The sequence below is a fragment of the Paucibacter hankyongi genome (genome assembly GCF_037482915.1).
GTDB lineage: Bacteria > Pseudomonadota > Gammaproteobacteria > Burkholderiales > Burkholderiaceae_C > Paucibacter_A > Paucibacter_A hankyongi.
Window position 1 is genome coordinate 174,190 of sequence record NZ_JBBHJX010000003.1, and the last position, 21,497, is coordinate 195,686.

Consider the following 21,497-nt stretch of genomic DNA (forward strand, 5'->3'; position numbering starts at 1 on the left):
GGGTCATCAGCAGGGTGCCGACAGCCCCTTGACCCGGTCGACTGCTGGAAACTCCGCTGGTGCGACGGCGGCTGCGCCTCTACGCTGCGCTGATGACGCAGAACGCCCACATTCCCATCGCCACGCCAGCTCCCTCGGCGCCCACCTCAGCGGCAGCGAATCCTGCCCCCGGCAGCACGCCCGACGCCGAGCCGAGGGTCGACAACTCTTTCAACATCCCCTTGCGCACCTTGCGGCTGCGCGATCCGCTGTGTTGGCTGGTCGCGGGCTGGCGCGACTTCCAGCGCGCACCGCTGATTGGCCTGTTCTACGGCCTGTGTTTCATGTTGATGGGCTGGGCCATCCTGGGCGTGTTCAAGCATGCGCCGATCTACACCCTGGCGCTGTCTGCCGGCTTCTTGCTGGTGGGGCCGTTCTTGTGCCTGGGCCTGTACCACGTCAGCATGCGGCTGGAGATGGGCGAGAAACCCAGCTTGATCGACTCGCTGTTCGCCTGGAACCGGCGCCTGTCGCAAATCGCCATTTTTGGCGGCGTGCTGTTGATTTTGGAAATGATCTGGGGTCGGGCCGCGCTGATCGTGTTTGCCGTCAGCTTTGACGGCATGCCCGACTTTGCCGGCTCGATCGTCAAGCTGGTGGACCCGCAAAACGTCAGTTTCATCATCGTCTACCTGGCCGTTGGGGCCGTCTTTGCGGGCCTGATTTACGCAATCAGTGTGATCTCAATCCCGATGCTGCTGGCCCGCGAAGCCGACGCGGTGACCGCCGGCCTGACCAGCCTGCGGCTGGTGCTGTCGCAGCCGGGCGTGATGCTGGTGTGGGGATTTTTGATCACCGTCGCCGTGGTGCTAGCCCTGCTGCCCTGGTTTGCCGGCTTGCTGATCGTCGGGCCAGTGATTGGCCACGCCAGCTGGCATGCCTACCGGGCGGCCGTCCTCGGCTGAGCAATTCAGCCTCAGAAATATTCACTGAAGGAGGGGCAAGACAAGCCGGCCGGGCCACAATGCGGGCTGCGTTTTTCTTGCAGATCTACGAGGCCCATGCGGCTCATCTGACGCAAACTCCCTCTCGCCCTGCCCATGCTCGACTTTTCTTCCCTGACGCATTACGACTGGCTCGACGTCCCGATGTGGGTGTTCGATGCCGAGCGGCAACGCAATTTGTGGGCCAATGCCGCCGCGCTGCGTTTTTGGCGCGCGACCAGCGCCGAGGAATTTCTGGCGCGTGATTTTTCCGACACCACGCCCGCCGTGCGCGAGCGCCTGGCCGTCACCGCCACCGACCATGCCCAGGGCAAGATCGTGCGCGAGCAATGGACGCTCTACCCCAAGGGGCAACCGGTCACCGCCATGCTGGTTTCACGCGGCATGCTGACGCCCGACCGGCGCCAGGTGATGCTGTTCGCCGCCGACTCGCTGGCCAGCGGCACCGATCTCGGCGTCCTGCGCGGCGTCGAGGCCTTGCAACACACCTCGGTGCGGATTGCCGTATTCAGCCTGAAGGACGGCAGTTGCCTGATGCGCAACCCGGCCGCGGCACTGGCCTTCGGGCGCGCCAAGCCGGAGGCCAGCACCCCCGGCAAGCCGGCCGCGCAAGCGCCCGGCGGCCCCAAGCCCGGCGACAGCGAACTGTCGGCCTTGTTTGCCGATCCAGAGGATGCCGACAAGGTGATCCGTCAGGTTCGCACCGGCGTCAGCGTCAAGGCCGATATGCAGTTGCAGACGCCGCAAGGCCTGTGCTGGCACGGTCTGAATGCCAGCCCGATGCGTGACCCAGTGACCGGCGAAGCGGTGCTGCTGCTGAATGCCCGCGACATCGCCGATCTGAAAGCCAGCCAGGCGGCGCTGGAGGCGGCCCGCGAGGCGGCCGAAACAGCCAGCCAGGCCAAGAGCAGTTTTCTGGCCAATATGAGCCACGAGATCCGCACGCCGATGAATGGCGTGCTGGGCCTGACCGAGTTGGTGCTGCAAACCGAGCTGAGCGACAAGCAGCGCAAGTTCATCGAGTTGGCCCACAACTCGGCCAAGGGGCTGATGGTCATCATCAACGATCTGCTGGATGTGGCCAAGATCGAGGCCGGCCGGGTGGTGATTGAGCAGGCGCCGTTCTCCTTGCATGACTGCCTGCGCGAGGCGCTGCACCCGCTGCTGCTGCAGGCGCATGAAAAAGGCATTCAGCTGCATGCGCGGGTACAGCCCGGCGTGCCCCAACACGTCTTGGGCGACGCCCTACGCCTGCGCCAGGTGCTGGTCAATCTGGTCGGCAATGCCTTGAAATTCACCGAAAAAGGTGAGGTCCGGGTCGAGGTGCAATTGGTTGAAGACGAAGGCGAAGGCAGCCCCGACCCCACCACCACCATGGATCAGGAAAGTTCTACCGGCTTGCGCCTGCGTCTGAGCGTGCACGACACCGGCATCGGCATGACCCGCGACCAAATCAGCCAGGTCTTTGATCCCTTCACGCAAGCCGACGGCAGCATCACACGCCGCTATGGCGGCACCGGTCTGGGCCTGACCATCGTGCAGCGCCTGGTCGGCCTGATGGGCGGCCGCATCCAGGTGGAAAGCCAGCCGGGCACCGGCTCCTGCTTCAGCTTCGAAGTGGCCCTGCAGCAAGTTCCGCCCAAGACGGCATGACACTGACGCCCCGCTTGGCCCTGCTGCTGACCCTGCCTCCGCTGATGTGGGCGGGCAATGCGGTGGTCGGGCGCCTGATGGTCGGCAGCATTTCACCCTTGGCCCTGAACGCGCTGCGCTGGGGCCTGGCCGCCCTGCTGCTGCTGCCCTTGGCCTGGCGGCTGTTTCAGCAACCCACAGCGTTGCTGCAGCGCTGGCGCTATCTGGCGCTGAGCGGTTTTTTGGGCATGGGCTGCTACAACGCGCTGCAATACCAAGCACTGCGCAGCTCCAGCGCACTCAACGTCACCCTGATTGCGGCCAGCCTGCCGGTCTGGATGCTGGCGGTGGGCGCCGTGGTGTTCAGGGTCAAACCGCGGCCCAAGCAGATCTTGGGCGCCGCCCTGTCGCTGGCCGGCGTGGCCTTCGTGATTGCCCGCGGGGCCTTGCAGACCTTGGCTCAGGTGCACTTTGTCAGCGGTGATCTGTTGATGCTGCTGGCGATATTTTCTTGGGCCATCTACAGCTGGTTGCTGGCGCGGCCGCCGGCCTCGATGCGCGGTGATGCCCGCCCCGACTGGGACTGGGCCTCGGTTTTGATGGCCCAGCTGATGTTCGGCCTCTTGTTTGCCGGTGGCATGGCGGGGCTTGAACAGGCGTTGCGGCCGCAGCCGATTCTGTGGGGGCCAGGTCTTGCCCTGGCGCTGCTGTATGTGGCGGTCGGGCCGTCGCTGATTGCCTATCGCTGCTGGGGCCTGGGCGTGGCACAGGCCGGGCCGGCCATCGCAGCCTTCTTCGGCAACCTGACGCCGGTGTTCGCGGCGCTGATGTCGGCCGCCTTGCTGGGCGAATGGCCACAGTGGTACCACGGCGCGGCCTTTGCCCTGATTGCGGCTGGCATCTGGATCTCGGCGCAACCGTGAGCACTGCCGGCTGCTTCGTCTACCTCGTCTGCCTCGTCTGCCTCGTCTGATGGCGCTCAACATACTGGTCCTGGGCGGCACGCTGTTCGTGGGCCGCCACATCGTCGAAGCCTTGCTGGCCGCCGGCCACCGCGTCAGCATTCTGACGCGCGGGCAAACGCCTGACTCCTTGCCGGCGAGCGTGGAGCGCTTGCGCGGTGACCGCGACGCGGGGGTCAGCGGTCTTCAATCATTGGTCGGCCGCAGCTGGGACGCCTGCATCGACGTCAGCGGCTACACGCCCAGGCAGGTGCGCGCCAGCGCCGAATTGCTGCGCGGGCGGATTCAGCGTTATGTCTACATCAGCGCGGTCAGCGTCTATGGCGACCCGATCCTGCACCCGGTCACCGAGTCTTGCCCTCGCCTGCCCGCAGCGAGCGACGATGTGCAGGAGATCGACGCTCAGACCTATGGCCCGCTGAAGGTGGCCTGCGAGGACATCGTGAGCCAACTCTATGGCGAACAAGGCTGCGCCCTGCTGCGGCCACAGCCGCTGGTCGGGCCGCACGATGACAGTGGCCGTTATGCCTACTGGATCCAACGCGCCGAACTCAGCCAATCCCCTGCCGCAAGCGCCATGCTGGCGCCCGGCGATGGCAGCGACCATGTGCAGTTCATGGATGTACGCGACCTGGCCCGCTTTTGCTGCCGAGTCATTGAACAGGGCCTGAGCGGCGCCTTCAATATGGCCGGGCCGCGCCTGCGTTGGGACGCTTTCTTGGATTTGATTGGCGCACAGCAGCGGGTCTGGGTGCCCGCCGCGCTGCTGCGCGAGGCCGGGCTGAGCTTTGTCGAGCTGCCGCTGTACCGCCCGAACGGTGGCCCGCGCAGCAGCCTGATGGATGTCAGCTGTGAACGGGCCCAATCCCTCGGCCTGCACCTGAGTTCGCCCGCTGAAACGCTGCACGATGTGCGCGCGTCCTTGTTGGGTCAGGAGTTCCGGCCGGCCTTGACGGCCGAGCGGGAGGCCGCGTTGATCCGCCAGGCCCTGGACCAAGCCTAGCGTTCAGCTGCGGCAGGGCCTATCGCTGAGCGCTCAGAAAGCGCCGGGGTAAGCACCACCGTCGAGCAAGATGTTCTGCCCGGTCAGATAGCCCGCCTGTGCGCTGCACAGCATGGCACAGATGGCGCCAAACTCGGCCGCCGTGCCAAAGCGCTGGGCCGGAATGGCGGCTCGCCGTTTAGCGGCGAACTCTTCACTGCTTTGCCCCAGCTTGGCGCCACCGGCCGCCAGGGTCTTGTGCAAGCGTTCGGTGTCGAAAGCGCCGGGCAGCAGATTGTTCAAGGTCACATTGCGCCCCGCCAGGCCGGGCTGACGGGACAGGCCGGCGATGAAGCCGGTCAGGCCGGAACGGGCACCATTGCTCAAGCCCAACACATCGATCGGCGCCTTCACCGCGCCGGAGGTGATGTTGACCACCCGGCCAAAGCCGCGCTCGGCCATGGCGTCAACGGTGGCCTTGATCAACTCGATCGGGGTCAGCATATTGGCATCCAAGGCAGCCAGCCAGGCGGCGCGGTCCCAATCACGGAAGTCACCCGGCGGCGGGCCGCCGGCGTTGTTGATCAAGATATCGACCTGCGGGCAAGCCGCCAGCGCGGCAGCACGGGCCTCGGGCGTGGCGATATCGCCCGCCACCGTCAAGACCTGCACGGCGGGATTGATGCGCCGCAAGTCGGCGGCCGTGGCCTCCAAGGCTTCGGCGCCACGCGCGGTGATGACGACGTTGACGCCCTCGCCCACCAAGGCCTCGGCGCAACCACGCCCCAGGCCCTTGCTGGCCGCACACACCAGGGCCCAGCGGCCCGTCAGTCCCAAATCCATGTTTATCTCCTTCGCCTCGGACCAAACTTGATCGAGGACTTCAGCGCCATTTCGCCAACAACCAAACACCGCTCAACACCAGCAGCGTGCCCGCCGCGACCCAAGGGGTGAAGGGCTCACCGAGTATCACCACGCCCATTAGGATGGTGGACATCGGGCCGATCATGCCAGTTTGTGCCGCCAGGCTGGCGCCCAGCCTCTCGATCGCCATCATCACCATCAAGACCGGCGCGAAGGTGCAGGCGGTGGCATTCAAGACCGACAGCCACAAGACCTCGGGCGCCACCGCGAACGCACTGGCGGCCGGCCGCAGCACAAAGAACTGCCCGATGCACAACAGACATGCCACGCTGGTGGCCAAGCCGGTCAGACGCAGCGACCCCAGGCGCTGAACCTCCTCGCCACTGAACAGCAAATAGCAGGCATAGCTGAGCGCACTGCCGAAGACCAGCGCCGCACCCAGCAGCACATCGCTGCCTTGCAGATGCAACTCCTGCCCGAATACCAGCAGCACACCGGCATAGCTGACGCACAGCGCCAGCAACTGCCGAGCGCTGACGCGCCGTTTGAACAAGACCCAGCCCAGCAGCAAGACCAGGGTCGGGTTGAGATACAAAATCAGGCGCTCAAAGCTGGCGCTGACATAGGCCAGACCCGCGAAGTCCAAGAAACTGGCCAGGTAGTAGCCCGAGAAACCCAGGCCGAAGACGGCGATCCAATCGCGTCGGGTCAGCGCCGGCTTGCCGCGCCCGGCCCAAATCGCCAGCGCCAGAAACAAGGGCAAGGCGAACAACATGCGCAGCATGATCAAGCTGACCGCATCGACGCCATGCCGATAGGCCAGCTTGACGATGATGGCCTTGCCCGAGAAGGCCACGGCCCCCAGCGATGCCAGCAACAGACCCGGCCAAATGGGCCGCGCAACAGGCGCGAGAGGAGAGTCGGTAGCAGCGGCAGTCATTGCGGTCGATTCTAGGCATGGGCCAGCCCGCACGCAGGCCGCTGCGCCCTGCGTATGTCGCGAAGCCTTCGTCAAGCGCACAAGGATTCGCGGCCGTGCCCCCTCCAAAAGCGGCACTATTTCGCGGCGCTCGGGCCTTTTGCTGCTGGGCTCATCGCAATGCCTCAATTGCCTGCAAGTGCGTCCGATACAGGCGGGTGCCTGCCGAGGCTTGCTGCGCGGAACCGATGCCGCCCTGACGCGCTTTGGCGATGAACTGGGTATTGGGGGAAAGAAAAGATCATGAGATACAACGACAGCATGGCGCGTAGCGCCGAACACCTGCGCGCCGCCTTGCCTTTGATGACACAGCAGCGCGCGGCCCTGCATCCGGCCAGCTATGCGGTTTGGTATGAGTTCGTCAGCGGTACCAACCCCGCGCTGAGCCAGGCCTTGAACGCCAAGACCGCCGGCGGCCAAACTTTGGATGAAGCGCAGACCTGGTCGCTGTACCGGGAACATATCAGCGAGCTGGACCCGAGCACCGGCGAGCGCATCAGCGCCGGCCTGAACCAGGTCTTGGAAGGCATGGCGGCCTCGGCGGCCGAAGCCGGCCAGCAGTCGGCCCGCTTTGATCAATCGCTGACCAGCTGGGTCGAGCGCCTGTTGGACAACCCGCCTCAGCAGGCCCAGGCCCAAGTCTTGCAGGAGCTGCTGAGTGGGACGCGCGAAATACGCGGTGCACTGAGCCATTTGCAGCAGCGCCTCGACAGCAGCCAAGAGGAGATCAACAGCCTGCGCGAAGATGTGCGGCGCGCCCGCGGCGAGGCTCTGCTGGACGCCCTCACCGGTCTGGCCAATCGCCGCGCCTTCGACCTGCAGATGCAGAAATGCATCGAGACACCTTCGTCCGATCGGACCCATGCCCCTTGCTTGCTGCTGGGTGATATCGATTTCTTCAAGCGCGTCAACGACAGCTACGGCCACGCTTTTGGCGATCAGGTCTTGCGCGCGGTGGCCCAAACCTTGAAGGGCGTGGCCGGTACCGGTTCGGCCAGCCCAGCCGCCCACGAGGCCCTGCCGGCCCGTATCGGCGGCGAAGAATTTGCCTTGCTGCTGCCCAGTGGCGAGCTGCAACTGGCTCAACAAATGGCCGAGACCATGCGCGCCAGCGTGGCCGCCAGTCGCATCCGGCGTGGCGGCGCGCCTGGTGATATCGAGCGCGTCACCATCTCGATCGGCGTCACCCAAATGGCCGCGGGCGAGAACGCCGACAGCTTCTACGCCCGCGCTGACAAGGCGCTGTATGCCTCCAAACGCACCGGCCGTAACTGTGTGACCGTGCTGGCCGCCTGATTGCATCTAGGCACCAAACCGCAACTCTCGTCAGAGTGCGATGGAGCTCGCTTGCCGCACCCTTGTTCGCTTCCACCCGGCGGCGCGCCCCTGGAGCGAGCGACTCCGTGTAAGCTCTAGCTCATTGGACATGCCCAAGCCGCTTGTAGGCCTATACACTGGCCACTTCAGGAGCATCGGCTAAACAATGTCATCCAGCCCAACGAGCGCTCAGTCGCACCGCCCCGTGCCAGCAGCAACCCCTCGAGGAGTGCTTTGATGTTCGAGCGTGCATCGCTTCGATATGCCGTGATCGTGGCCCTGCTGGTCGGCTTGCTGGTTCCGACCGCCGTCACCTCACTTTGGGATGCCCAAGCCACACGCCACACCGCGCTGGAAGACCTGCGCCGCGATCTGGCGCGCACCACCGAAGTGATGTCGCTGTCACTGGCCGAACCGGTGTGGCAGGTCTCCCCCGACCTGGCCGAGCCGATGATCAAGGCGCAGTTCGATGACCCACGTTTTGTCTCGGTGGTGGTGCGTGAGCAGTCCACCACCAGCGCCTTCCAGGAAGTGCGTCGCCCGCAAAGCTCGGACGAGCAAGACCTGACCCTGAAGGCAACCCGGCCGGTCTTGCGTGATGGCCGGCAGATCGCCGAATTGACCGTCGAGATGAGCGCCGCACCGCTGCTGGCGGCGAAGCGGGCCGATATGGTGCGCACGCTGTGGCGCAGCATCTTTACCCTGACCATGTCCTCGCTGCTGATTCTGTGGGTGATGCGCAGGCGCGTGCTGGTGCCGATGACGCAGCTGACGCAGGCCGCCGAAGCGCTCGCCTCGGGCCAGTTGGAAAAGCCCTTGGATCTGGTCGGCAGCGACGAAATCGCCCGGGTCAGCCTGGCGATGGAACGGATGCGGCAGTCGCTGCTACAGGCCTTCGAAGAACTGCGCCACCATGCCAACACCTTGGAGGACCAGGTCGAGCAACGCACCGCCGAGCTGACCACCAGCAATGAAGATTTGACCCAGGCCCTGGCGCACCTGAAGACCGCCCAACACGAGTTGGTTGAGTCGGAAAAACTGGCCTCTTTGGGCCGCTTGGTGGCCGGCGTGGCACATGAGTTGAACACCCCGCTGGGCAATTCATTGACCGTGGTGTCCTCACTGGAGGATCGCTACAAGGCGTTGGACGAAATGCTGGCCAGCGCGACCCCGATGCGCCGCAGCATGCTGGAAGACCTGGTGCGCGACACCCGCCGCGGCCAAGATATCTTGCAGCGCAATGTGCAAAAGGCCGCCGATCTGGTGCGCGACTTCAAGCAAGTCGCCATCGACCAAACCACCGACCTACGGCGCGACTTTGATTTGGCCCGCGTGGTGGAAGATGTCTTGATCATGGTCGAGCCGAGCTTCAAGCACACGCCCTTTGTGATCAAGACCGATCTAGGCGCCGGCATTTCCATGAACAGCTACCCCGGCTCGCTCGGCCAGGTGCTGACCAATCTCTTAATCAATGCCTTGGTGCACGGCTTTGAGGGCCGCACCGAGGGCGAGGTGCGGGTGCACTGTGCGCAACTCGACCCGGATGAGGTCGAGCTGAGCATCATCGACAACGGCCGCGGCATGGATGAATCGGTGCGGCGGCGCATCTTCGATCCCTTCTTCACCACCAAGCTGGGGACCGGCGGATCGGGCCTGGGCATGCACATCGTGCACAACATCGTCACCAATGTGCTGGGCGGGCAGATCGAGGTCTTCAGTGCACCGGGCCATGGCGCCCGCATGCTGATCCGACTGCCGACCGTGGCCCCGGAGCGCGGCGGCGCCGAAGCTTCACTGCATTAAGGCAGCGCTATCAAGCCGCGCCCCTCACGGGGATTGGGGGGCCCAGGCGTCGTCGATTTCGTTGAACAAGACGCCGGGGTCTTCTGCGTGCGGGCGGTAGGGCCCGGTGCCGCTGTTGTCGGCGCTGGAGGCGGGCACGAACTGACCCCGGTTGACGTCAAAGACATTGACCTCACCGTCCTCGATCACATAGTGCCAGCCATGCAAGGCAATCTGCCCTTGCTCGACGCGGGCACGCACCATCGGGTAGTCCATCAGCCGCTCCAACTGCAAGACGACCGAACGCTCCTCGGTGCGACGCAAGGCCTCGGCGCTCAGTTGCACCGGCAACGTGGCCTCGCGCCCCAACTCAAGCCAGGCCTGCAAATTGGTGGCCTCGGCCGGCACCTCGCCGTACAGCGCGCGAATGCCGCCGCAATGGCTGTGGCCACAGACAACGATGTGTTGCACATTCAGCGCCAGTACCGCGTACTCGATCGCGGCGGCAGTGCCGTGGTGGCCCTTGGAACCGTCGTAAGGCGGCACAAAGGCGCCGACATTGCGGACCAGGAACAACTCACCCGGGCCGGCACCGGTCAGCATATAGGGCACCAGGCGCGAGTCCGAGCAACCGATGAACAAAGTGGTCGGGTGCTGGCCCTGATCAACCAGGTCCCTGAACTGCGCCTGGTACTGCGGGAAGTAGTCGGTATTGAAACGCCGCAGGCGCGTCAGCAGTTCATCGGGCATGGACGGCTCCTTTCCAATCTCGAACTGGGGCGGGCTCGATTTTCTTCGCTCTCTCACTCATGCCGTCATGCTGTCGATCAAAGCTCACTGCAATAGCGGTGAGTCGGCGACGTCCATCTCCACACCGACCAATTTGGCCTGCCCCGCCAACAGGCTCAGATACTGGCGCAGCGCCGTCATATAGGCTTGCTGGTGCAGCAGTTGCGCAATCGAGCCCATGACCGCTTCGAAGGCTTGCGCCACGCCGGGCTCACGCGCCAGCACCTGCACGATATGAAAACCGAACCGGGTGCTGACCAGACGCGGCAGCACACCGATATGGGCATTGGCCTCGTCCTGTGCGAACAAGGCGCTGCCGAATTCGGGGGCGCAGTCGGTGGCCAGCAGCCAGCCGAGATCGCCGCCTTCGGCACCGCTCGGGCAGTTTGAATGGGTCGATGCGGCCTGCGCAAAGGCGGGGCTGTCCAGCGCCTCGCAGCGCAAGGACACCAGCAAGGCCTCGGCCCGCTGACGCAAGGCCGCCACATCAACACCCGGCGTGACGGCAAAAAGAATATGCCGCGCCTGCACCCGCTCACCCTGACGGAAGCGCGCCGGATGGGCCTCGAAGTAGCGCCGGCAGGCCGGCTCATCGGGTTCGGGCAGCTTCAGCTCGCGCTCCAGCAGGGCCAGGGTGGCCTCGGAAGCGGCCTCGCTGATGACGCCGTCTAGCGCCGGCACATCGCCGACCGACAGCAGACCGCCGCGCTGCGCCGCCTGCCGCAACAACTCGCTGCAGGCGCGTTGCCGCAAGGCCTCGGCGTCCAGATATTCGCCCACGCCGTGCAGCGGCACGCCGTTGACGCTGGCGATCGCTTGTTGCAGTTCCGGCGCCTTCAGCGGATCCACGCTCAGCGACTCCGCGCCGCCCGAGCAGCCACAAGAGCCGCCGCCACATCCATGTTGTCCCATGAGCTTCTCCCGCTTCAGCGCTGCGGCTGGTTGTGACCGGCCGGCAAGGACAAGCGGCGACTGCGCACCATCTGGTAAGGCCTGAACAGATAGGCGACCGTGCCGAAACCGCTCCACACATGCACCAGGCGGGTGAAGGGGAAGACCAGGAAGACCGTCATGCCCAGGAACATATGCAGCTTGAAGACCCAGGAGGCATGAGCCAGCAACTCCACTGCGCCCCCCTGGAAGGTGACGATGCGCTGGGCCCAGCCGGCCAGATTCATCATCATGCCGCCGTCCAGATGCTGGGCCGACAGCGGAATCGTCGCCAGGCCCAGGGCCAGCTGGATCCACAACAGTACCAGCAGCAGGATGTCGCTGGTCTTCGAGTTCAGGCGAATGCGCTCATCGCTGAGGCGGCGATGCAGCAAGATGGACACGCCGGCAAAACCCAGCACACCGGCGATGCCGCCGCTGATCATGGCCATCAACTGCTTGTTGCCGGCGCTGATGAAGTGTTCGTACAAGAAGTGCGGGGTCAGCATGCCGAAGCTGTGACCAAAGAACAGGAACAGCACGCCCACATGGAACAGATTGCTGCCCCAGCGCAGCGCGCCGGCGCGCAGCATCTGCGAGGAGTCACTTTTCCAGCTGTACTGGTCGCGGTCAAATCGAATCAGGCTGCCGAGCAGAAACACGGTCAGGCAGATGTAGGGATAGATGCCGAACAGGGCGAAGTCAAAAGAGTTCATGCTTGTACTCCTGGTTGAGCTGGAGTTTTCCTGACGATATGAATAGGCTGCGGCACGCCGGGCTTGCTTTGGCCCTTGCTGGAGCAGCCGTCGAAGGCGGCCGGCTCTTGCCAGGCTTCGTCGAGCGCTTCATCGACCGTGATCTGGACGGCCTGCGGTTTCTCGCCGGCCAACTCCAGCACCGCCCCAATGGCTGCGGCGTAGGGGCGACCTTGTGATTCAGGGCGCTTGATCAAGGCGCTGTGGATGGCGTTGAGGATGTGTGCCATCTCGGCCAAGAACTCCCGGGCCACCGGCGCCGCTTGGGTGGAGGCGAACTCCAGCACCACCGGCAGGTAATCAGGCAGTTCACTGGCCTCGAAGAACATGCCGCCGGCCGCATAGGTCTGCTGCAGATCGATCAAGGCCGGGCCGCGCTCGCGCGAGTCGCCATGCACATGCTCGAACATATGCAGGCTGGTGGAGCGGCCCCGGTCAAAGGTTTCCACATAACGCGCTTCTACTGCGTATGCGTCGCCCTGCTGCAAGGTGGCCATCAAGGCCTTGACCTCGGCCAGACGGGCCTGGCTCAAGGCACCCTCCTCGCTGAGCGCCGCGTACAACTCGGGCAAAGCCGCACGCATGTCTGCATGCGGATAGTCGAGCAGACGCGCCAGCACGCGGCAGGATTTAGACAAGGTCGTTGTTTTCATAGAACCCACTCAATCAGTTGGGGTCAGAGCTACTCGTTTGCGCTCGGGCGGTCTGACCCACAAGGTTTAGACACTTGCTTTAATCGGGATGGTGCGCTTCTTGGCACCACCGAACAGGCTGGTCTCGGTTTGGCCGTCGGAGCAGCCATTGCCGAAACTGAAGCCGCAGCCGCCGCGCACATCGAAGGTGTTCTCGGCGTACTCGCGGTGCGTGGTCGGGATGACGAAACGATCCTCGTAATTGGCGATCGCCATGGTCTGGTACATGTCCTCGACCTCGTCCTTCAGCAGGCCGACCTGATCCAGCACCGCCTTGTTCTCGACGCCATCGACATGCTTGCCGCGCTGGTAAGCGCGCATGGCCAGCATGCGCTCCAAGGCCCGCTCGACCGGTGGCACGTCGCCAGCGGTCAGCAGATTGGCCAGATACTGAACCGGGATGCGCAACTGCTTCACATCGGGGATCTGGCCATTGACGCCCAGCTTGCCCGAGTTGGCCGCGGCGCTGATCGGCGACAGCGGCGGCACATACCAGACCATCGGCAGCGTGCGGTATTCCGGGTGCAGCGGCAGCGCCACCTTCCAGTCGACGGCCATCTTGTAGACGGGGCTCTTACGGGCCGACTCCAGCCAGGCCTCCGGGATGCCGTCGGCGCGAGCCTGGGCGATCACCTTCGGATCGTTTGGGTCCAAGAAGATGTCCAACTGGGCCTGGTAAAGGTCCTTGTCGTTGACGACGCTGGCGGCTTCCTGGATACGGTCGGCGTCATACAGCAGCACGCCGAGGTAACGGATACGGCCGACGCAAGTTTCCGAGCAGACGGTCGGCTGGCCAGCCTCGATGCGCGGATAGCAGAAGATGCACTTCTCGGCCTTGCCCGATTGCCAGTTGTAATAGATCTTCTTGTAGGGGCATCCCGACACGCACATGCGCCAGCCGCGGCACTTGTCCTGGTCGATCAGCACGATGCCATCTTCCTCGCGCTTGTAGATCGAGCCCGAGGGGCAAGACGCCACGCAGGCGGGATTCAGGCAGTGCTCACACAGCCTGGGCAAATACATCATGAAGGTGTTCTCGAACTGGCCGTAGATGTCCTTCTGGATGTTCTCGAAGTTGGCGTCTTTGCTGCGCTTGGCAAACTCACCGCCGAGAATCTCTTCCCAGTTCGGGCCCCACTCGATCTTCTCCATGCGCTTGCCGGTGATCATGCTGCGCGGCCTTGCGGTGGGCGCGGCCTTGGACTTGGGCGCCGACTGCAGATGGTCGTAGTCGAAGGTGAAGGGTTCGTAGTAATCGTCGATCTCGGGCAGGTTCGGGTTCGAGAAGATGCGCATCAGCAACTTCCACTTGCCGCCCTGGCGTGGTTCGATCTGGCCATTCGCCTTGCGCTGCCAGCCGCCGTTCCAGCGGGCCTGGTTTTCCCATTCCTTCGGGTAGCCGATGCCGGGCTTGGTTTCCACATTGTTGAACCAGGCGTATTCAACACCGGGGCGGTTGGTCCAGACGTTCTTGCAGGTGACGGAGCAAGTGTGGCAACCAATGCACTTGTCCAGGTTCAGCACCATGCCGATTTGAGCGCGCACTTTCATCGCGTGACTCCTTGTTAGCTTGCTAGCTATTGGGTGAGCTAAGGGGGGTTCGATGACATCCGGTTCGAAGACCGCGATGAGCGGGGCTGTGTCTAACAGGAGCAAGCAAGGCGCTTTTTCTGTCAGCCCCGTTCACCGGGCCTTCGAAACTCTGGGTCATGTCATCGGGCTTCGGGCTTGTTCATCAGGCATGGGCTGGGGCACCGGCCGCCTCATCCTCCAGCCAGTCCACCTTGGCCATCTTGCGCACCAAGACGAATTCATCGCGGTTGGTGCCGATCGTGCCGTAGTAGTTGAAGCCATAGCTCAGCTGGGCATAACCCCCAATCATGTGGGTCGGCTTGGTGACGATGCGGGTCACCGAGTTGTGGATGCCGCCGCGGGTGCCGGTGATCTCGGAGCCCGGGGTGTTGATGATCTTCTCCTGCGAGTGATACATCATCGTCATGCCCGGATTGACCCGCTGGCTGACCACCGCACGCGCCGCGATCGCCCCGTTCGAGTTGAAGAGCTCGATCCAGTCGTTGTCCACGATGCCGGCCTTGGCCGCGTCTTCCTCGCTCAGCCAGACCACCGATCCGCCGCGATTCAGCGTCAGCATCATGATGTTGTCGCTATAGGTCGAATGGATGCCCCATTTCTGGTGCGGGGTGATGAAGTTGAGCGCAATCTCGGTATGGCCATTCGGCTTCAAGCCTTGCACCTCCACCAGCGTCTTCAGATCGACCGGCGGACGGTAGCTGCTGAAGCCCTCGCCGAAGGCCTGCATCCAGGGGTGATCCTGGTAGAACTGCTGACGGCCGGTCAGGGTGCGCCATGGGATCAGCTCATGCACATTGGTGTAGCCGGCGTTGTAGCTGACCTTCTCGCTCTCAAGCCCCGACCAGGTCGGGCTGGAGATGATCTTGCGCGGCTGCGCCTGGATGTCGCGGAAGCGGATCTTCTCGTCCTCGCGGTGCAGTGCCAAGTGCGCATGCTCGCGACCGGTCTGCTTGCTCAAGGCCTCCCAGGCCTTGACGGCCACATGGCCATTGGTCTCGGGCGCCAGTTGCAAAACCACCTCGGCGGCGTCGATGTCGGTTTCGATCTTGGGCATGCCTTGGGTCACGCCGGCTTCGCGCACCAGACCATTCAGCTCGCCCAGTTGCGCCACCTCGGTCTTGGTGTCCCAGCCGATGCCCTTGCCGCCATTGCCGGCCTTGTTCATCAAGGGGCCCAGGGCCGTGAAGCGCTTGTAGAGGTTCGGATAGTCGCGCTCGACCACGGCAATCTGCGGTGCGGTCTTGCCGGGGATCAGATCGATCTCGCCCTTCTTCCACTCCTGCACGCCAAAAGGCTGTGCCAACTCGGCCGGGGTGTCATGCATCAGGGGGCTCAGCACCAACTCCTTTTCGACGCCCAGGTGGCCGACGCACAACTCGCTGAACTTCTTGGCAAAGCCCTTGTAGATCTCCCAGTCACTCTTGGCTTGCCAGGCCGGATCGACCGCCGTGGACAAGGGGTGGATGAAGGGGTGCATGTCCGAGGTATTGAGGTCGTTCTTCTCATACCAGGTGGCGGTGGGCAGCACGATGTCCGAATAAAGGCAGGTGGTGCTCATGCGGAAGTCCAGCGTCACCAGCAGATCCAGCTTGCCTTCTGGCGCCTTGGCGTGCCATTCGACCTCTTCGGGCTTCACATCGTCCTTGCCCAAATCCTTGCCCTGCACGCCATGGGTGGTGCCCAAGAGATGCTTGAGGAAGTACTCATGGCCCTTGCCCGAGGAGCCCAGGATGTTGGAGCGCCAAACGAACATATTGCGCGGCCAATTGGCCTCGTGGTCCGGGTCCTCGCAGCTCATGCGCAGCGAGCCGTCCTTCAGCGCCTTGACCGCATAGTCCTTGGCGTCCATGCCGGCGGCGGCCGCGTCGCGCACCACCTGCATCGGGTTGGTTTGCAGTTGCGGGGCTGATGGCAACCAACCCATGCGCTCGGCGCGCACGTTGTAGTCGATCAGGCTGCCGCCGTACTGGGCCTTGTCGGCCAGCGGTGACAAGACTTCGGAGACATCCAGCTTCTCATAGCGCCACTGGTCGGTGTGGGCGTAAAAAAAGCTGGTGGAATTCATCTGCCGCGGCGGACGGATCCAGTCCAGCGCAAAGGCCAAGGCCGTCCAGCCGGTTTGCGGGCGCAGCTTTTCCTGGCCCACATAGTGCGCCCAGCCACCGCCGCTCTGGCCGATACAGCCGCACATCATCAGCATATTGATGATGCCGCGGTAGTTCATATCGCAGTGGTACCAGTGGTTCATGGCCGCGCCGATGATGACCATGGATTTTCCACGCGTCTTGTCCGCGTTGTCGCCAAACTCGCGCGCCACGGTGACGATCTGCTCGCGCTTGACGCCGGTGATGCTCTCCGCCCAAGCTGGGGTGTAGGGCAGGTTGTCGTCAAAGCTCTTCGGGCAGTTGTCGCCCAGGCCGCGGTCAATGCCGTACTGCGCCACCTGCAGGTCAAACACGGTAGCGACCAGGCATTCTTCGGCGTCGGCATGCTTGCCCAGCTTCATGCGCACCACCGGCACATGGCGGGACAACACATCCTGCTGCTTGTTGGCGGTGAAGTTGGGGGTGGCTATGCCGCCGAAATAGGGGAAGCCGACGGTGGCGACCTCATGCGCTTGCGCACCGTCCTCCAGCACCGACAGCTTCAGCTTCACATCGCGGTCATGCACCGCCTCTTTCGATTCAAGATTCCACTTGCCCAGGTCGGGCCGCTCGGCCGCGCCCCAGCGGAAGCCGATCGAACCGTTGGGCAGCACCACCTTGCCGGCACTGTCGAAGGCCAGCGTCTTCCAATCCGGGTTGTTGTCCTGGCCGAGCTTGCCTCCAAAGTCGCTGGCACGCAGATAGCGGTCCGGCACCAGCAGCTCGCGGCCATCGGCCGTGGTCTGCTTCTTCATCTTCACCAGCAGCGGCAGGTCGGTGTAGCGGCGGGCGTAATCATCAAAGTACGCGGACCGCTTGTTGAAGTAGAACTCTTTCAGGATCACATGGCCCATGGCCATGGCGATGGCCGCATCGGTGCCCTGCTTCGGGTGCATCCAGATGTCGGCCAGCTTGGAGATCTCGGCGTAGTCGGGTGTGATCGCCACCGTCTTGGCGCCCTTGTAACGCACCTCGGTAAAGAAGTGGGCGTCCGGCGTGCGCGTCTGCGGCACGTTCGAGCCCCAAGCGATGATGTAGTTGGAGTTGTACCAGTCGGCGCTCTCAGGCACGTCGGTCTGCTCACCCCAGATCTGCGGGCTGGCCGGCGGCAGGTCGCAATACCAGTCGTAAAAGCTCATGCAAACGCCACCCATCAGGCTCAGGTAACGGCTGCCGGCGGCATAACTGATCATCGACATGGCAGGAATAGGCGAGAAACCGATCACGCGATCCGGGCCATGCTTCTTGACGGTGTAGATATTCGCCGAGGCAATGATCTCATTGACCTCTTCCCAGCTCGAGCGCACAAAGCCGCCCAGGCCGCGGTCCTTTTGCCATTCACGGCGCTGCTCCTGGTTCTCGACCAGATTGGTCCAGGCATCCACCGGGCTCTTGGCCACGGTGCGGGCGGCGCGCCAGTGCTTCAGCAGCGAGCCGCGCACCATCGGGTATTTGACCCGGTTGGCGCTGTACAAATACCAGCTGTAAGAGGCGCCACGAGCGCAGCCACGCGGCTCATGGTTGGGCAGATCGGGCCGGGTGCGCGGGTAGTCGGTTTGCTGGGTTTCCCAGGTGACGATGCCGCCCTTGACGTAGATCTTCCACGAGCAGGAGCCGGTGCAGTTGGTGCCGTGGGTTGAGCGCACGATCTTGTCGTGCTGCCAGCGGGCGCGATAGGCCTCTTCCCAGGTGCGGTCCTCGGCAGTGGTCAAGCCGTGTTCGTTTGAAAAGGTTTCCTTGGGCAGAGCAAAGTAGCTCAGTCGGTCGAGGAAGTGACTCATGGATTGCTCCTAACTCTCAATTCGGGGGGGCGTTGGCGAAGCGTCATCAAGGGTTCTTGACGTAGGCATTGGCACGCAGATAGAACCACCAGTTCAGCACCAGGCAGACGGCGTAGAACACGGCGAAACCGTAGAAGGCGTATTGCGGGGTGCCGGCCTTGATCTGCTGACCAATCAGCACCGGGGCGATGAAGGCGCCATAAGCGGCCACGGCCGAGGTCCAGCCCAGCACCGGGCCGGCCTGGGTCTTGTCAAAGATGAAGCCGACGCTGCGGAAGGTCGAGCCATTGCCCACGCCGGTGGCGGCGAACAGCACAATGAAGAGGCCCATGAAGAGCGAGAAATACTGCTCCGGCGTGGCCGATTGGTAGGCCTGCATCATCACGTAGCCGACCGCAGCCGAGGCAAACACCATGATGGCCGAGATCACCTGCGTGACGATAGAGCCGCCAACCTTGTCGGCGATCCAGCCGCCGATCGGGCGCACCGCGGCGCCGACGAAGGGGCCGATCCAGGCATAGGTCAGGGCCGACGGTGCATTCGGGTTCTTCAGCGTGTGCTGCAAGACACCGGCTGCATCAGGGGCATGAATGAAGCCAAAGATCACCGTGATGGCCAGCGGCAGCGCCATCGAGAAGCCAATGAAGCTGCCGAAGGTGACGACGTAGAGTGCCGTCATCGCCCAGGTGTGCTTGTTCTTGAAGATCTGGAACTGCTTGGCCACGCCCTCCTTCATGGTGCCGAAAGCGGCCAGCTTCATCACCAACAAGGCAGCCACGATGTCGAGCGGAATCGCGACCCACATATTCAGCAAGCCCAGCCCGGTCGGTGCCGGCAGGTAGAGGTAAAGCATGCCGATCGAGGGCACGAAGGCCAAGGAGTACAGGTAGACGATCTTGGCGAAGGCGACGACCGGCGAACCGGTATCGGGCGACACCGTCTTCAGGTTATTCATGCCGAACCAGCACAACACCGACAACGGCAACAGCGAGATCACCCAGGCAAAACCGGCGTTCTGAATCCAGGTCGGCGTGCCGGCCACGATCTTGCCGAAGATCCAGCCGCTGTCCTTCAACAAGGCCCGCGACTCCCCACCGAGGGCACCGAAAAGGCCCACCGTCATCACCAGCGGGATCACGATTTGCATCGTCGTGACGCCGAAATTACCCAGACCGGCATTCAGGCCCAAGGCCGTGCCCTGCAAGCGCTTGGGGAAGAAGGGGCTGATGTTCGACATCGAAGAGGCGAAGTTGCCACCGCCCACGCCCGACCACAACGCCATCAACTGGAACACCCACAGCGGCCACTCGGGATGCTGCAGTGCCACGCCGGTGCCGATGGCCGGGGCCAGCAACATGGCGGTGGTCAGGAAGATGGTGTTGCGGCCACCGGCCATGCGGATCAGGAAGGAGGCCGGGATGCGCATGGTGGCGCCGGAGATGCCAGCGATGGCCGTCAGCGTGAACAACTCATCTTTGCTGAAGGGGAAGCCCAGGTTCAGCATCTGCACGGTGATGATGCCCCACATACCCCAGACCGCGAAGCCGCACAGCAGCGCGGGAATCGAGATCCAGAGGTTGCGGTAGGCGATCTTCTTGCCGGTGGTTTCCCAGAACTGCTCGTCCTCGGGGCGCCAGTCCTGTACGTCGCCCGCGCCGCCAGCTTGGGCGGGGGCGCCGACATGTGTCGTGGTGTTCATTTGAATATTCCTTTGATAGCGCTCGGCTCAGCGAGCGAAGGACTGCGAAATGGGCGACGCTGCCGCATTGCTGCCCATCATTTCGGTCTTGCGAACCTCGGTCCAATACATCCAGATCAAGGAGACCCAGACCACCGCATACATCAGCATGAAAGCGCTGGAGCGGATGCCGGTCAGGTCCATCAGGGCGCCGAACATGATCGGCAGAACGAAGCCGCCGAGGCCGCCGGCCAGGCCGACGATGCCGGAGATGGTGCCAATATTGGCGCCGTAGTCATCGCTGATGTATTTGAAGACGCTGGCCTTGCCGAAGGCCCAGGCAATGCCCAGCGTGAACATCAGCCCGGTGAAGGCATAGACGTTGAGGCCGATGTGAAAGGTCTTGGCGCCATTCACCGTCATGATGGTGAAGTCAGTCTGCGGATAGGACAGGATGAACAAGCAGATCCAACTGACCCAAAGCACCCACCAGGTGACGTTGTGGGCGCCATGCTTGTCGGACAGATAGCCACCCACCGCACGCAGCACACCACCAGGCAAGGAAAAACAGGCGGCCAACAGCGCCGCAACCCGGATGTCCAGACCGTATTCACCCACGTAGTACTGCACCATCCACAGGCTCAGCGCCACATAACCACCGAACACGATGGAGTAATACTGGCAGTACTTCAAGACCTTGGGGTCCTTCAGCGCCTTCAGTTGCGAGACAAAGCTGGCATTGCTGACGACCAGATGTTTGTCATCCGAGTGGCTGAAGAACCAGAACAAGATGGCGGTGCCAAGCAGCACGGCGGCATACACATGCGGCACCATGGTCCAGCCAAAGGCAACCACCAGGCCGGGAGCCACGAACTTGTTGACCGCTGCGCCCGAGTTGCCGGCGCCGAACACGCCCATGGCAAAGCCCTGGCGATTCTTCGGGAACCAGCGCGCCACATAAGGCGTGCCGACCGAGAAGGAGCCTCCGGCCAGACCGACGAACACACCGATCAGCAGGAAGTGCCAATAGGCGGTGGCATAACTCATCAACCAGATGGGCAAGACGCAGGCCATCATCAGGCTGAAAAAGACGATGCGGCCGCCAAACTTATCGGTCCAGATGCCCAGTGGCACCCGCACCAGCGAACCGCTGAGCACCGGCATGGCGGTCAGCAGGCCAAATTCGGTGGCGTTCAGGCCGAGTTGCTTCTTGATCGGAATGCCGATCACGCCAAACATCATCCAGACCATGAAACACACGGTGAAGGCCAGCGTGCTGACGATCAGCACACTGAGTGCCTTGCGGCCAGCTTGGGGGCTGTTGGCCGCGACAGCGCTTGCGGGGTTTGCAGACATGGAGGCTCTCCTCTTTTCCATGTCAGCACTGTCGCAATTCCCCCCGCTGCTGAACATCGGCCGGAGGGCTGCGAGCGATCAAGCAGAAGAACGATGACACCACGCCGGCGATAGTTCCAAAGAACTAGAAAACCGATTAAGCCGCCTCGGTTTGCGTTGCATCAAAACGCGCATCTGCCGGACCTTGGCCGCCGAGCCGCATCGCATGGCGCGGTCACACACCGTCACAGAAGGCATACAGGGTTTGCACTGACTTCGACGCTCCCCATCGACACAAT

General features: G+C 63.4%; 16 protein-coding genes. 6 read left to right on the forward strand and 10 right to left on the reverse strand.

Annotated elements, in window-relative coordinates; translation table 11 throughout:
- The first annotated feature begins 92 nt into the window (after positions 1–92).
- From WG899_RS06735 to WG899_RS06750, 4 genes are all read left to right on the forward strand, one after another.
- Positions 93–944 carry a DUF2189 domain-containing protein gene (locus WG899_RS06735; protein ID WP_339594861.1) on the forward strand — a complete coding sequence of 284 codons (852 nt, stop codon included), beginning with the start codon at positions 93–95 and terminating at the stop codon, positions 942–944.
- 135 nt (positions 945–1,079) lie between these two features.
- The gene (locus tag WG899_RS06740) at positions 1,080–2,636 is read left to right on the forward strand and encodes an ATP-binding protein (RefSeq protein ID WP_339594862.1); all 1,557 of its coding nucleotides are present in this window, start codon (positions 1,080–1,082) and stop codon (positions 2,634–2,636) included.
- The gene (locus tag WG899_RS06745) at positions 2,633–3,538 is read left to right on the forward strand and encodes a DMT family transporter (RefSeq protein WP_339594863.1); all 906 of its coding nucleotides are present in this window, start codon (positions 2,633–2,635) and stop codon (positions 3,536–3,538) included. Before WG899_RS06740 ends, WG899_RS06745 begins: the two co-directional genes overlap by 4 nt.
- 49 nt (positions 3,539–3,587) lie before the next feature.
- The gene (locus tag WG899_RS06750) at positions 3,588–4,580 is read left to right on the forward strand and encodes an NAD-dependent epimerase/dehydratase family protein (protein ID WP_339594864.1); all 993 of its coding nucleotides are present in this window, start codon (positions 3,588–3,590) and stop codon (positions 4,578–4,580) included.
- Positions 4,581–4,613: 33 nt separating this feature from the next.
- Here the strand turns inward: WG899_RS06750 and WG899_RS06755 are convergent, their stop codons facing one another.
- Entirely contained in the window at positions 4,614–5,402 is a 789-nt protein-coding gene (locus WG899_RS06755) for an SDR family oxidoreductase (RefSeq protein WP_339594865.1), read from the reverse strand.
- A gap of 40 nt (positions 5,403–5,442) precedes the next feature.
- On the reverse strand, positions 5,443–6,363 hold the full coding sequence (locus WG899_RS06760) for a DMT family transporter (protein ID WP_339594866.1): 921 nt from the start codon (positions 6,361–6,363) through the stop codon (positions 5,443–5,445).
- A 282-nt stretch (positions 6,364–6,645) separates the two neighbouring features.
- Here WG899_RS06760 and WG899_RS06765 point away from each other — a divergent pair, with 282 nt between their 5' ends.
- Positions 6,646–7,698: a GGDEF domain-containing protein gene (locus tag WG899_RS06765; RefSeq protein WP_339594867.1), complete on the forward strand. Its 1,053-nt coding sequence runs from the start codon at positions 6,646–6,648 to the stop codon at positions 7,696–7,698.
- Positions 7,699–7,956: 258 nt separating this feature from the next.
- Positions 7,957–9,522, forward strand: coding sequence for a sensor histidine kinase (locus tag WG899_RS06770; RefSeq protein ID WP_339594868.1), 1,566 nt, complete (start codon positions 7,957–7,959; stop codon positions 9,520–9,522).
- A 24-nt stretch (positions 9,523–9,546) separates the two neighbouring features.
- On the opposite strand, the gene WG899_RS06775 is transcribed toward WG899_RS06770, so the two are convergent.
- The 8 genes from WG899_RS06775 to WG899_RS06810 form a co-directional block, all read right to left on the reverse strand.
- The gene (locus tag WG899_RS06775; RefSeq protein WP_339594869.1) at positions 9,547–10,251 is read right to left on the reverse strand and encodes a carbonic anhydrase; all 705 of its coding nucleotides are present in this window, start codon (positions 10,249–10,251) and stop codon (positions 9,547–9,549) included.
- Between the two features lie 84 nt (positions 10,252–10,335).
- Positions 10,336–11,202 (reverse strand): peptidylprolyl isomerase, encoded by an 867-nt coding sequence (locus tag WG899_RS06780; protein ID WP_339594870.1) that lies wholly within the window; start codon positions 11,200–11,202, stop codon positions 10,336–10,338.
- Between the two features lie 14 nt (positions 11,203–11,216).
- Positions 11,217–11,936 carry a respiratory nitrate reductase subunit gamma gene (gene narI, locus WG899_RS06785; RefSeq protein WP_339594871.1) on the reverse strand — a complete coding sequence of 240 codons (720 nt, stop codon included), beginning with the start codon at positions 11,934–11,936 and terminating at the stop codon, positions 11,217–11,219.
- Positions 11,933–12,628 (reverse strand): nitrate reductase molybdenum cofactor assembly chaperone, encoded by a 696-nt coding sequence (gene narJ / locus WG899_RS06790; protein WP_339594872.1) that lies wholly within the window; start codon positions 12,626–12,628, stop codon positions 11,933–11,935. Before narJ ends, narI begins: the two co-directional genes overlap by 4 nt.
- A gap of 66 nt (positions 12,629–12,694) precedes the next feature.
- Positions 12,695–14,218 carry a nitrate reductase subunit beta gene (gene narH / locus WG899_RS06795; protein ID WP_339594873.1) on the reverse strand — a complete coding sequence of 508 codons (1,524 nt, stop codon included), beginning with the start codon at positions 14,216–14,218 and terminating at the stop codon, positions 12,695–12,697.
- Positions 14,219–14,402: 184 nt separating this feature from the next.
- Positions 14,403–18,185: a nitrate reductase subunit alpha gene (locus WG899_RS06800; protein WP_339594874.1), complete on the reverse strand. Its 3,783-nt coding sequence runs from the start codon at positions 18,183–18,185 to the stop codon at positions 14,403–14,405.
- 46 nt (positions 18,186–18,231) lie between these two features.
- Positions 18,232–19,884: an MFS transporter gene (locus WG899_RS06805; RefSeq protein WP_339594875.1), complete on the reverse strand. Its 1,653-nt coding sequence runs from the start codon at positions 19,882–19,884 to the stop codon at positions 18,232–18,234.
- A 27-nt stretch (positions 19,885–19,911) separates the two neighbouring features.
- Positions 19,912–21,219, reverse strand: coding sequence for an MFS transporter (locus tag WG899_RS06810; RefSeq protein ID WP_339594876.1), 1,308 nt, complete (start codon positions 21,217–21,219; stop codon positions 19,912–19,914).
- Between the last annotated feature and the right edge of the window lie 278 nt (positions 21,220–21,497).

What these genes read in the sequence shown, in the direction of transcription:
- WG899_RS06735 (WP_339594861.1), top strand. Translation starts at nt 93, where the DNA reads ATGACGCAGAACGCCCACATTCCCATCGCCACGCCAGCTCCCTCGGCG.
- WG899_RS06740 (WP_339594862.1), top strand. Translation starts at nt 1,080, where the DNA reads ATGCTCGACTTTTCTTCCCTGACGCATTACGACTGGCTCGACGTCCCG.
- WG899_RS06745 (WP_339594863.1), top strand. Translation starts at nt 2,633, where the DNA reads ATGACACTGACGCCCCGCTTGGCCCTGCTGCTGACCCTGCCTCCGCTG.
- WG899_RS06750 (WP_339594864.1), top strand. Translation starts at nt 3,588, where the DNA reads ATGGCGCTCAACATACTGGTCCTGGGCGGCACGCTGTTCGTGGGCCGC.
- WG899_RS06755 (WP_339594865.1), bottom strand. Translation starts at nt 5,402, where the DNA reads ATGGATTTGGGACTGACGGGCCGCTGGGCCCTGGTGTGTGCGGCCAGC.
- WG899_RS06760 (WP_339594866.1), bottom strand. Translation starts at nt 6,363, where the DNA reads ATGACTGCCGCTGCTACCGACTCTCCTCTCGCGCCTGTTGCGCGGCCC.
- WG899_RS06765 (WP_339594867.1), top strand. Translation starts at nt 6,646, where the DNA reads ATGAGATACAACGACAGCATGGCGCGTAGCGCCGAACACCTGCGCGCC.
- WG899_RS06770 (WP_339594868.1), top strand. Translation starts at nt 7,957, where the DNA reads ATGTTCGAGCGTGCATCGCTTCGATATGCCGTGATCGTGGCCCTGCTG.
- WG899_RS06775 (WP_339594869.1), bottom strand. Translation starts at nt 10,251, where the DNA reads ATGCCCGATGAACTGCTGACGCGCCTGCGGCGTTTCAATACCGACTAC.
- WG899_RS06780 (WP_339594870.1), bottom strand. Translation starts at nt 11,202, where the DNA reads ATGGGACAACATGGATGTGGCGGCGGCTCTTGTGGCTGCTCGGGCGGC.
- narI (WP_339594871.1), bottom strand. Translation starts at nt 11,936, where the DNA reads ATGAACTCTTTTGACTTCGCCCTGTTCGGCATCTATCCCTACATCTGC.
- narJ (WP_339594872.1), bottom strand. Translation starts at nt 12,628, where the DNA reads ATGAAAACAACGACCTTGTCTAAATCCTGCCGCGTGCTGGCGCGTCTG.
- narH (WP_339594873.1), bottom strand. Translation starts at nt 14,218, where the DNA reads ATGAAAGTGCGCGCTCAAATCGGCATGGTGCTGAACCTGGACAAGTGC.
- WG899_RS06800 (WP_339594874.1), bottom strand. Translation starts at nt 18,185, where the DNA reads ATGAGTCACTTCCTCGACCGACTGAGCTACTTTGCTCTGCCCAAGGAA.
- WG899_RS06805 (WP_339594875.1), bottom strand. Translation starts at nt 19,884, where the DNA reads ATGAACACCACGACACATGTCGGCGCCCCCGCCCAAGCTGGCGGCGCG.
- WG899_RS06810 (WP_339594876.1), bottom strand. Translation starts at nt 21,219, where the DNA reads ATGTCTGCAAACCCCGCAAGCGCTGTCGCGGCCAACAGCCCCCAAGCT.